This window comes from Spiroplasma sp. Moj (assembly GCF_016082285.1).
Taxonomy (GTDB): Bacteria; Bacillota_I; Bacilli_A; order Mycoplasmatales; family Mycoplasmataceae; genus Spiroplasma; species Spiroplasma phoeniceum.
Window position 1 is genome coordinate 1 of sequence record NZ_MQTY02000020.1, and the last position, 12,766, is coordinate 12,766.

General features: G+C 26.5%; 11 protein-coding genes. All 11 read left to right on the forward strand.

The genetic code is table 4. The features are described 5' to 3' along the window. Positions 1-2,036 precede the first annotated feature (2,036 nt). The 11 genes from BST80_RS01765 to BST80_RS01815 all read left to right on the forward strand — a co-directional run bounded on the left by BST80_RS01765 (position 2,037) and on the right by BST80_RS01815 (position 12,558). Positions 2,037-4,121 carry an adhesin gene (locus BST80_RS01765; RefSeq protein ID WP_415745690.1) on the forward strand — a complete coding sequence of 695 codons (2,085 nt, stop codon included), beginning with the start codon at positions 2,037-2,039 and terminating at the stop codon, positions 4,119-4,121. Positions 4,122-4,540: 419 nt separating this feature from the next. Then, entirely contained in the window at positions 4,541-4,885 is a 345-nt protein-coding gene (locus BST80_RS01770; protein ID WP_400249461.1) for a hypothetical protein, read from the forward strand. 127 nt (positions 4,886-5,012) lie between these two features. Next, positions 5,013-5,663 carry a hypothetical protein gene (locus BST80_RS01775; protein ID WP_415745691.1) on the forward strand — a complete coding sequence of 217 codons (651 nt, stop codon included), beginning with the start codon at positions 5,013-5,015 and terminating at the stop codon, positions 5,661-5,663. Between the two features lie 895 nt (positions 5,664-6,558). Next, positions 6,559-6,843: a hypothetical protein gene (locus BST80_RS01780; RefSeq protein WP_415745692.1), complete on the forward strand. Its 285-nt coding sequence runs from the start codon at positions 6,559-6,561 to the stop codon at positions 6,841-6,843. Continuing rightward, on the forward strand, positions 6,830-7,603 hold the full coding sequence (locus BST80_RS01785; protein ID WP_415745693.1) for a ParA family protein: 774 nt from the start codon (positions 6,830-6,832) through the stop codon (positions 7,601-7,603). The genes BST80_RS01780 and BST80_RS01785 overlap by 14 nt, the downstream gene beginning before the upstream one ends. A gap of 97 nt (positions 7,604-7,700) precedes the next feature. Then, positions 7,701-7,844, forward strand: a complete 144-nt coding sequence (locus BST80_RS01790; RefSeq protein WP_415745694.1) for a hypothetical protein — start codon at positions 7,701-7,703, stop codon at positions 7,842-7,844. A 447-nt stretch (positions 7,845-8,291) separates the two neighbouring features. Continuing rightward, on the forward strand, positions 8,292-8,447 hold the full coding sequence (locus BST80_RS01795; RefSeq protein ID WP_415745695.1) for a hypothetical protein: 156 nt from the start codon (positions 8,292-8,294) through the stop codon (positions 8,445-8,447). 411 nt (positions 8,448-8,858) lie between these two features. After that, a complete protein-coding gene (locus tag BST80_RS01800) occupies positions 8,859-10,907 on the forward strand; it encodes an adhesin (protein ID WP_415745696.1) in 2,049 nt (682 codons plus the stop codon). Between the two features lies 1 nt (position 10,908). After that, complete coding sequence (locus tag BST80_RS01805) at positions 10,909-11,181, forward strand: Mbov_0395 family pilin-like conjugal transfer protein (RefSeq protein ID WP_415745697.1); 273 nt, start codon at positions 10,909-10,911, stop codon at positions 11,179-11,181. A 499-nt stretch (positions 11,182-11,680) separates the two neighbouring features. After that, positions 11,681-11,887: a hypothetical protein gene (locus BST80_RS01810; RefSeq protein WP_415745698.1), complete on the forward strand. Its 207-nt coding sequence runs from the start codon at positions 11,681-11,683 to the stop codon at positions 11,885-11,887. Positions 11,888-12,135: 248 nt separating this feature from the next. After that, complete coding sequence (locus BST80_RS01815; protein ID WP_415745699.1) at positions 12,136-12,558, forward strand: single-stranded DNA-binding protein; 423 nt, start codon at positions 12,136-12,138, stop codon at positions 12,556-12,558. Positions 12,559-12,766: the final 208 nt, after the last annotated feature.

Genomic DNA, 12,766 nt, shown 5'->3' on the forward strand with positions numbered 1-12,766 from the left:
AACCGGATTTTTAAAGAATTGCATTTTAATATCAACTACTACTAAACATATATATATATAGAATATACGATTCAACAACCATATGCATATTAGAACTACGCATATTAGAATTAAATTAATTGTTTTCTTAAAATACGTGCTTCAATTAAATACTTCAAAAATAAATAACAAAATTGTTTATCTAATTTTTATTAGTTATAAATTAATATGTTTGTAATATTATTTTTGTTTAATATGTAATTGTAAATTATGTAATAATATCTAATTTGAGAAAAATTAATGAGAAAACAATTTTAATATTTTATTATAAAAAATTTTAGTTTATACAAAATATTTAAATATTTAAAGCTATAATTAATGATAATAATGCACATGTATGTATGTATATACATAGTTTTTATTATTTTTTTAAGTACTTTAATTAATCTTGTTTTGTTGTATTTTTTATAATTTTAATTTAAGCTTGTTAATATTTAATTATATGTATTCTACTACAATTGAATAGTATTGTTCTGTCCTAAGAACTTCCATTGGTGAGTCAGGATTGAGTGTGTCTCTACCTCAACGTTTTGTAGCTTGATGTAGTTTCTCTTGGGCTACTTATTATAGGTGTACAAATCAAAATTAAAATTAAAATTAATTAACTCGTTTGTTATTTTCAGAAATGTTAAAAAGATTTTCAGTTAGTGGAAAATTAATTTATGTAGAATATTAGACACATTTCCCATTGAATTTAAATATTTTTTCCATACCTTTTTAAGTTTAAGTTTTTTTTTTTAAGTTTTAAGTTTGAATACTAGTATGTCTTAACATTCTATATAAAATGGGCCATTATATTTATATTAACATATATAGGTANNTATATTATATANATNNNANNNNATNNANCNNNAGNNNATATTGAAGACTATTTATGATTGTATCTTCTTATCAAGAAGCTGAAGCCAGTACAATCACATTTTGCACAGTTAGATATAACTAAAACCGTATTTTTTTTTATTTTATTTATTTCTTGCAATTTAAAACATAAGTCGATGAAATATCATCACGTAACTTCTTATTAATGTGAACGCAATTTTTTATATATAACTAAAGCGCGCTTCGAATTTAGCTCAAAGCAATAAAATATGACCGCTCATTATAAAATAATAATAATAAATAAAGAAAATAATAAATAAAAANAATAATAAATAAAAAAGTCATTTTTCGTTGTAGGAAAATATTAAATTTTTAAATAAAAGACATAATTAATTAAAATTATAATTTCCTATTAGTATCTTTTTAAAAATATTTACAATTATTTTAATAGGTTATGCAAGAAGTCTATTAAAAAAATACAAGTTGACCCCACTTATTTAGATAATTTATTTTAAAAATTAAATAAAAAACAAAATTCTACCTAATTATGTTAAAATAAACACAACTAAATAGAAACAAAGAAAAAAACCAGGACAATGTCCTGGAAAGTAAGAAACAAGAAAAAAAGTGATATTTTTTTGTTCAATTTGTATATGAGAAAATATTTATTATTGGCGGCAAAAGCAAGCATACGAAGAACTGATCAAGGAAATCAAATAAATTGTGTTATAATTTCTTTACCAAGATATTTTATATCTTTGGTATTAGTTAAAGTCCTATGCTACTAAATATCAACCTTTACATTTTTATCTCATCTTAGCAAAATAAAAAAACTATAAACAATATTGTTTATAGTGATATAATATTTATGTAATTAAATATTTTTAATAAAAATTAGTGATAGTAATTTATTTTCCGATAAATTACTATCGTGGAAACACTAGCCGAAAACTAGCGTTTCCACAGACAATTTTAACATATTTCTTGGTGGTATTTTTGTGATACTATCTTGAAATATGTTAGAAATTGTTTTGTGGGAATAGTACGGTAGTGCTATTCCTGTTTTTATTAAAAAAGAGATTTCAGAAAGGAAATAACGAAATGAAAAAGTTACTAAGTATATTAACCATAACTGTATATTAACCATAACTACACTAGCAACGAGCGTTTCCGCTCCGTTGCTTGCCAACACAGTGTTAGAAAGAGCAAAAAGAAATGTTGTGATAACTGAAAAAGATGTCACAACTGGATTTGATATAAAAATAAAAGGTATTGAATATAAAAATTGAGAAAAACTTGAAGCAGTTACAAAACCATTTAGTAAAATTGATAATAAGTGATATATTGTTATATGGCATGGAAAAGATAGTAATAATTGACGAATAAAATCTTTTCAAAACATTAATTATTCAGATATAAGAAAAGTTTTAGATAGTCAAGGTAATTATGAATTAGCATTAACAAGGGTGGGCGATAACTTATTTATAAATAAAGCAGGTTCAATAAGCGATGTTATAAGTTGAAATAAAGATAATGGTACATATTTTAAATCAGTTTATTGTTGAAATGGTGTTAATAAACCAATAACACCAGAAATTGATAGTAATGGGAATATAATTAATTGAAATATTGATAAAACACCATTTCAACAAGGAATTTCGTTTTCACTTGTGGATGGTTCTAAAACGGCGACTTGGTCTAACGCTGGTATGCGTTTAACGGTTGATGGGGAAACAAACATCAATATTGATAACCCAAATGTTACAGAAGTTTTATGAAATGGTGTTAAACAAAATATGTTGGGTGGTAAAGTAAATATCAATGTTAAACCTGAGTCCACTGAAAAGACCCATAAATTAGTTATCAAATATGATATTAATGGGACAAAATACACGAGTGAAGATATTGATGTTGTTATGGCGGCAAAAATAGACCCGCCAAAGCGAATTGTTAAAGAAAATTTAAGCGATGTGATTAAATTTAATAATAACAATGATTTAGGAAATATCTTAGATAACAACGATGATACTATCAAAGCGGCAATTACAAATAAAAATAGTCGTCAAGTTGATTTTTCGCAAGTTGAAATAACTGACAAAACAGATACCGAAGCAACTTTAACTGCAAAAACAGACAGCAAAAGTTACAAAGGTTCGGTGGATATTAAATACAATATTGTACCAGCAACGACAGTGGATTTGAAGATTGATTTAACATCATCGGCAAATGGTGTTCAAATAGAGAAAAATTATTTGGCACAACTTGACAATACTAAAATGACAAACAAGGTTGATACATTTTATTATGCGAATGGCAAAAGCACAATCAAAATTAAACAACCCTCAACTGGCAATGACATAAATGGAAAAATATACGGTTGTGATGAGCAATGAAATAAAACATCACAATCAAGCGATATTGACCCTGAACGTGGTTTAGAGATTGATAAGGGGCAATATGGTTCGGTTGATGGTCGTTATTTAGTTGAGTTGCAACATCAAGATTTACCAACGCATAAAAAAACTATTTATCTGCAAGTATCAGAGAAACAATCGGTAGAACATTATTGAAATACTGATCATGGCAAACAATTTGAACAGTGAGTACAAGACCAAGAACAAGGATATGACAATATCCGTGGTTCTAGTGCTAGTCAGTTAAATAATTTGTTTGAGTTATCGAAGACTTGAAAACAAAATCTAAAGCATTTAGATCTAAAATTGGATAACTTTGTTGTTGATAACATTAAAAATGTGACCCAAGATGAAATCGATACTTATAAAACAAAACTGCTTGCTAGTGTAAAATCTCAAGTTGAAAAGTATGCTCCGAATGTTGTAGAAAACACCGATTATGTTATTAGCGTTGATAATCTTGTTACTGGTGATTGAACAACAAACAAAGATGTCAAGGTTCAAACAGTCGATGGTAATACAAAATTGCTAAGTTTGACCGCTAAAACAATACCAGTGCAACAAAAAGAACAAGAGATTCCACCAACACCAGACAATAAAAAACAAGATGGCGATAGTAAGTTGTGAATTATTGGCGTTGTTGTTGGTGTCTTGGCGGGTTTTGGTCTGGCGTATTGGTTGTTTAAAAGATTTGTTTTTGATAAATATTTTTTACCAAAAATTAAAAAACGCCACCATCTTAAATTAGTTGAACAAATTAAAAAAGAAGAAGCAGGAAAAAAAAGCAACAAAACAAAAAGGTGGTGAAAAATAATGATGACTTTGTTAGCGACAAGTGGATCAAGATAAAGCCAACATCATTTAAAAATGTCATAGCTATTTAAAATNANANATTGTTGTGTAGAAAAGATAGTTAGANAACCACGCACTATTCCCAAAATTTATGCTANNNNTTNTCTAACTATCTTTTCTACACAACAATNTNNNTNATTATACTTTTTAAAAATGTCATAGTAAATATTTATGCTATAATAAATACAACTAAATAAAAAGAAAGAAAAATGACTTCACCGTCATTCTTCTATACAACCTATTAAGCGGCAGGCAAAGCCAATTAGTAGGGTCTGATATAATTTAATCCCCACCTTTTGGTAGGTCAGTTAAATTATAACATTTTTTAATTTTTGTGTATAGGTAGAGTGATAAAAAAGTTCATTCTACCTATTTTTTTATTTATGAAAATATTTGATTAGAAAGGAATTGATGTTATGCGCAGAGCAAGTTATGTGAACACAAAAATTGATTATGATCAAAATGATGTTCAAAAAGAACAACGCAGAATTAGACAACAACAAACTGAACAACACCCTGGGCGATTAGCTTTAAAACAGTGAGAGAAACAATGAAAAAGTGGTTGATTTGAAAACTTAACCAAAGAAAAACAAAAAACATATAAGTTAATCACAAACAAACTATCATTGGAAAAGAAAAAGTTTGAATTGGTAAGAGTTCGTCAGGAATGAAAACGCAACTGATACAACAATTTAGACAAAGAAAAACAACGCGAATATAAAAAACGCGTTGAAAAAATAAAAAAAGAACACAATTTATAAAGCATAAATATTTACCTTTAAATTATAGTTGAAAAAAACAAAAGAATATTATTCTACATTTTGGAAAATATCAACGCTAATAAGGGGATTAAATTCGCTCAAAACCGCAGAAAGGAGCATATATATTATGCAAAAAGTACAACAAACTGAACAAAAAAATTATCACTTTGTTGAGATAAATGGTTTGAGTTATAAAGTTATTAATCAACTTGATGAGAATAAACATATCTCTAATTTTTACATTCCGAAAAAATTAGTTCGCCAACACCCAACCCGCCAAGACAGTTATAAAGTCAAAATTTATGACAAGTTTATTTGTGTGCCAAAAATAATGTGTTTTATTGATAAAACTGGTAAATACTTTTTGGTTGGTCTTGATATGTTCTTTACTTACTGAATTTATAATACTCGCGATAATAATAAATATCGCTTAGCGGGTTATCAAGCAATCCGCGACACTGCAATTAAAGAATTGCATTATTTAACTGTGTCTCAACGCAAATACGAAAAAGAACAAGCAACCAATCCATTTTTAAGTGGGTTAACTTACCAACAAGCGCGCGAACAAATTTGCGCTGAAAGCGACAAATTAAAAGCAGAATACCAAACTTACATAAAAACTAAGTATTCTGCTAATAAAGCGAAATCATCTACCAGAGAAAATAATTCTCTTGTTGATGATTATAACACATTGTACGAAAAAAACAAGGGTGATCCACCAAAATTATCCGATGAAGAACTAGAGCAACTGTTAGCGGAATTAGACAACTTAGACTAACTCCCCTATCACGGGTTCTTCACTCCTCTATCACCCCACCCAGCACAGAACTTGCATAAAACCAAAGTGTAGCAAGACAACAAATAAACAAATCTAAGGTATGGTCTTCATCATATCGTTTTTGTCATTTGGTAAATCACCTATTTTTATTATATATTTTCTTCCAATAAAAAACCAAAATAAATACCATTGCTATACCAAAACAAAATATTGATTATAAAAAATAAAATAAATAACTATGCTTGACAAGAACTAAACACCTATGAAATTTGAAACAACAAAGTATAATAAAAATATAGGAATGATATTTAATGTTTGAATTAAATTGAAATGTTGTCATTTGTCTAAAATATGAGGATAATCAATTTTATTATTTGTGGCGATATTATCGAAATGGTAAAAATCAAATTACATAAAAACAAAAAACATATATTAAAAATTTGTTTTATCAGTATTATATTCCAAATACAGAGCGGCAATTTGAGTATTTTGAAAATAAACTAAATGAATTAAATGCTCGCAATGCTAGTGAAATTAAAAGGCTTACTACAAAAAGATAAGCAATTGATTAGTATTCTTGTGAAATATTGCGAGCAATTTAAACCGAATAATTTAAACTAGTCCCCTATTTAAAACCCTTATTTTATAAGGGTTTTTTGTTGCTTGTTTTGTTATCGTTATCTGTGGCGCATCGAACGTTATTTTCGTGGGTAAATGGTAATAAAATGTTAATTATATTTTTATTATTATAAATAATATTTATAATACTTGTATTATTTATAATACTATTTATTATAAATAATAAATGTTTACTTTTTTAATAAATAATATTTATAATACTTGTATTATTTATAATATATTATATAATAATTATGTATAGAAAGGGCGTGTTTTTATGCCACAAACTATTAATAAGTTAACCCACTTAAAAAAGATAAATAATAATGAATTTTTAGAACACAATAAAATAGTTAAAAATTTATCTAGTTTTAAAGAAACAAAAGAATTTAAAAAAAGAAATTTAAAAACAAATATTTTACCATCAATGACAGTTAAACCAAACTTAATTAAAAAATTCAGAGAAGAAGCAGAAGAAAAGGATTGAAAATTAACTACACTTATGAATAAAATTTTAGAAGAGCGTTATGGAAGGGAAAACATAATTTATGAAGATGATTAGTTTTAGTAATAAAAAAGGTGGGGTTGGTAAAACAACATTATGCAAAAATGTTGCCTATAAATTAGCTATTGATGGGGCAAAGGTCTTGTTAATTGACCTTGACCCCCAAGCAACCTTATCTGTTCAATTTGCAACAAAAGATATATTACAAAGTAAGTCATTATCAAAAATTATTAATGCTATTGATATGATACCTATAAAAAGTCTTATTCAATCAACAAAATATAAAAATATAGATATTATTGTTGGAAACGAAGAATTAAATAAAAGTAGTACTCTAATTAATACTATTTATCAAGAAAATGATAGAGATTTAATTGCAGATATTATTTATCAATCAAACCAAGAAACTTTTGATAGTTATGATTATGTCTTGATTGATTATCCCCCAACAATACAAGAATTAGGATTATCTTTTTTAACCTTATCTGATTTAATTTTAATTCCAATAAATAGCGGAGTTGGTAGTTATAAAGGTATTGTTGATTTAAAAAATACATTAAATTTTATTTGCAGAAAAAATAACAGAAATTTACCAAGAATTAATATTATTCTTAATAATATAAAAGATAATGAAAATACTGCCACAGTTTTAGAATGATTAAAAAATGATAGTATTTATGAATTTTTATCTGAAAATATAATAAAGAACTCTGATACTTTTATTAAAACCGAAAATAAGTTAAGTAGTATTTGGGATAATAATGTTTATTGGCGACAAAAACAAGCATACGAAGAACTGATCAAGGAAATCAAATAAAGATGAAAAAGAATAAGTGTTCTATTTCTTTTTGTAAAAAATATGCAACATTATCTAGTGGTACACTTTTTTATGTAGCCATCACGAAAAAGACTTTATGAATTTTTTAATTAATTATGAGAAAACAAATAATAATAAACAATTTTCAAAACATGAAGTTTTTGATAAATTAAAAACATTATATGTTGAAAAAACTACTAATTTATATGAAAACTGACTTTGCAAAAAACCAAAATGATAGGATAAAAAGAATGGGAAAAGATATATTAAAATTAAATGAAATGAAAAAACAAGATTTTTTTACAAAATTAAATTTAATGTTTGATTGTTTTTGCAAAAATGTATTTTATAAAGTTTATTTATTAACTAATAAACACAGAATAAATTGTAATAAATGTAAAAAGAAAAATGCTGGACTTAAATACTATCATTTATGAAATGGAATTATTTTTGAATTAAAAGATGTTTTAAAAGAAAAAAATATAACATTTAAAGAATTTAAAAAAAATATAGAAAAATTAATCAATTGTTTTATAATTGAAATTATATTGGAAGAATCAGACATAAATTTATTTGTAAATTATTGTTTAAACTGTTTTAAAAATGAAATACCAAAATTAAAACTTATAAAGCATTAATAATTTTTCATATTTCAAAAAATAAAAATTAGAAAGTAGATAAAATAACTATGAAAAAAATAGAAAATAAAGACACAATCAATCATAATTTAATGATTGTCGATGTTGATTTACAAAAATGTTTGAATTGTAGTTTTACGATTCAAAAAATCGATGATGATTGATTTACAATAACCACGGGCGATAATAACTGTGGTAAATTATAACTTTGTGTTATAATTTGTTTACCGAGATATTTTTTATCTTTGGTATTAGTTAAATTCCTATGCTACTAAATATCAACTATATAAATATCAACCTTTACATTTTTATCTCATTTTAGCAAAATAAAAAAACATAATCTAAATAAAAGGCATATAGGTTATGTTATAATTAAAAAGTAAGATTCTCCTCTTACTTTTCAAAATTATATAAAGTGATAGTAATTTATTTTGAGATAAATTACTATCGTGGAAACACTAGGTTTCTACTAGCGTTTCCACAGACAATTTTAACATATTTCTTGGTGGTATTTTTGTGATACTTCTTTGAAATATGTTAGAAATTGCTTGTGGGAATAGTGCGGTGGTACTATTCTCTTTTTTGTTAAAAAGAAAATTCAGAAAGGAATATATGCAATGAAAAAACTATTAAGTTTATTAACAATAACTACGCTGACAGCGAGCGTTCCCGCGCCGTTGCTTGCCAATGCAACTCTAGAAAGAACAAAACGGGATCTTACTACAACTACCAGAGATGTTACAACTGGGTTTGATGTAAGTGTAATTTCTATATTAAACAAATGAAACAAAGTTGATAATAATAGAGAAAACGAGTTTTCAAAACCAAACAATAAATGATATTTTTATATTCGAGTGATTGATAAATATAAATGTGAAAAAGTTTATTTTGATAGTAATTTTATAAAAAATCAAAATACATATTGACAACATTTAAAATATGGAATTAATTTTCCTGTTTATCGTTGGGATGATGTTGGTGAACCGGAAACACCAATAATTGACAGCAACGGAAATGTTACAGATTGAAATTTAAAAATAAAAGATAATTATTTATTTCAACAAGGAATTTTGTTTTCACTTGTTGATGATTCTAAAACAGCAAAATGATCTAACAACGGAATGCGTTTGACAGTTGACGGGGAAACAAATATCAATATTGATAACCCAAATGTTACAGAAGTTTTATGAAATGGTGTTAAACAAAATATGTTGGGTGGTAAAGTAAATATCAATGTTAAACCTGAGTCCACTGAAAAGACCCATAAATTAGTTATCAAATATGATATTCGTGGAACAAAATACACGAGCGAAGACATTGATGTTGTTATGGCGGCAAAAATAGACCCGCCAAAGCCAATTATTAAAGAAAATTTAAGCGATGTGATTAAATTTGGTAATGATAATAATTTAGAAAATATCATTAATAATAACGATGATACTATTTTCGCTGCTGTTAATCAAAAAAATGGCAATGTCATTAATGATTTTTCGCAAATTGAAATAACAAATAAAGATAATCATTCTGCAACATTAACCGCAAAACCAGATAGCAAGAGTTACAAAGGTTCAGTGATAGTTAAATACAATTTTATTCCCACAGCGGTGGTAAAAGTAAAAATTAATTTAACATCATCGGCAAATGGTGTTCAAATAGAGAAAAATTATTTGGCACAACTTGACAATACTAAAATGACAAACAAGGTTGATACATTTTATTATGCGAATGGAAAAAGTACTATTAAAATCAAACAACCATCAATTGACAATGTTATAACTGGGGTTATGTATGGTTGTGATGATAAATGAAATAAAACATCACAATCAAATGTTATTGACCCAATAAATGGCTTAGAGATTGATAAAGGGCAATATGGTTCGGTTGATGGTCGTTATTTAGTTGAATTGCAACATCAAGATTTACCAACGCATACGAAAACTATTTATCTGCAAGTATCAAAAAAACAATCGGTAGAACATTATTGAAATACTGATAATGGTAAACAATTTGAACAGTGAGCAGAAGATAATGGATATAAAAATATCCGCGGTTATAGTGAAAATCAACTAAATGAGTTGTTTGAGTTATCGAAGACTTGAAAACAAAGTTTAGCACATTTAGATTTAAAGTTAGATGAATTTGTTGTTACTAACATTAAAAATGTGACCCAAGATGAAATTAATGCCTATAAAACAAAAATGCTTGCTAGTGTAAAATCTCAAGTTGAAAAGTATGCTCCGAATGTTGTAAAAAACACCGATTATGTTATTAGTGTTGATAATCTTGTTGCGGGTAATTGAACAACAAACAAAGATGTCAAGGTTCAAGCAGTCGATGGTAGTACAAAATTACTAAGTTTTACTACCAAAACTATTTCAATACAGCAAAAAGATCAACCAATATCCTCAATTCCAAATCCAGAACCGATAACTAACAATAATAAAAAAGGACTAGCTGGTTGGGCTATCTTTGGCATTGTTGTTGGGTCGTTTGCTGGTTTTGCTCTTCTTGNTTGGTTGTTTAAACGGTTTGTGNTTNANCCGTTTATTTTAAAACCAATCCGCGACAAAAAAGAAAAAGCCTTTGTGGCAAAAACAGAAAAAGATATTGCACAAATGAAAATAGATGATGAAGAATGAGAAGCAAAACAAAAAGGAGATAAATAAGATGATGTTACTAGCGAACACAGGGATAACTAGTTTACAAGAAATCGGCAATAAAATAATTTCCGTGGGAATGCCTATTCTAATCGGAATAGCAATCGTTATTGGTATTGTTATGGTGGCGTATTATGGCATTGCTGGGAAATTTGCCAAAAACGCCGAACAACGCAGAGAAACGATTGCTCGCGTAACTTGGGTTGGTGTTTGTTTGGGAATTGTGATGTTGGCAAGTGCGGTTGTGCTGGGTTTAAAAGATGTTATTTTATGCATTGCATAAGGGGGAATTAAAAAATGGTACAAAATAAAAAAGGGTTAAAAAACCCTTTCAGTGTTGGCAAGTCCGCCAAGATAAAGCCAACATCATTTAAAAATGTCATAGCTATTTAAAATAAAAAATTGTTGTGTAGAAAAGATAGTTAGAGAACCACGCACTATTCCTAAAATTTTTGCTAAAAATTTTCTAACTATCTTTTCTACACAACAATATAAATAATTATACTTTTTAAAAATGTCATAGTAAATATTTATGCTATAATAAACACAACTAAATAAACGAAAAGAAAAATGACTTGAGGGTCATTCTTCTATACACCTATTAAGCGGTCTAACGAACCAATTAGTAGGGTCTGATATAATTTAACTGAACCGAACAATTTTGTTAGTTCTTGGTTAAATTATAACATTTTTTAATTTTTGTGTATAGGTAGAATGATAAAAAAGTCATTATACCTATTTTTTTATTTATGAAAATATTTGATTAGAAAGGAATTAAAATAATGACATATAAATTAAAAAATTGGATTGAAGTTTATAATAAAAATTTAAATATTGAAGTTTGAAGTTGTCAAAGTATTATTTTTAAAGGAAAAATAATAGATTTTAAAGATTATGAATTTTTTAAAGACTGTAAAATTATTGAACAATCAGTAAATAGTGATTTTCATTATTTTTACATAAATATATCAAATTTGGTAAAGCAATAATTTAGGAGGTTTATATGAATTATTTAGTAGTAGTAAAAGATAAATTTAATAATGGAAAAAAACAGTTAAACAAATAATTGAAAATGAAATAAACGAACTTACTGATGATTTATTAAGTACTGATAGTGAAATTATTGCTACAAATTGAGATATGGTTAATAATGGCGAAATATTGTAAAAAATGTCAATGTCCAGTAAATCAAATTAAATCTGATTATTGTTTATTTTGGAAAAAAGGATGTGAAATAATGAATAAATTTATAGGAATTGGTAGAACCACCAAAGATATAGAAATTAAACAAACAAGTAATGGAAAAGAATATGCCATATTTCAATTGGCAATAACACGCCCATATTCAACACAAAAAGAAACTGATTTTATCCCTTGTCAAGTTTGAAATAAACAAGCAACTATTTTACAAAAATATTGTCAAAAAGGTTCTCAAATTGCAATTACGGGTATTTTACAATCTTATAAAAACAAAGAAGATAAAACACAGTGAATAGTACAAGTATCTAATTATGAATTTTTACATACAAATAATGATTTAAAAAAAGATATTTTACTATCTGAAAAACCAAATGAAATTATTGCCGAAGAACAAGTAAATTATAGTTCAGAAGATATTAAAGAATTATTCAATGGTGATGATACCATTTTATGAGATTAAAATTTCATCTATAATTTCAATATTTTTTAAAATAAAATCATCGTTGAAACCAACCAAAAGAATATTATTCTACATTTTGGAAAATATCAACGCTGATAAGGGGTTAAAAAACGGTTAAAACCGCAGAAAGGAAGTCTTTTTATGAGTATTAGTCGAAAAATAAAAAGAAACAGAAAAAAAGACTTATCAGATTACTATGTAATTGATT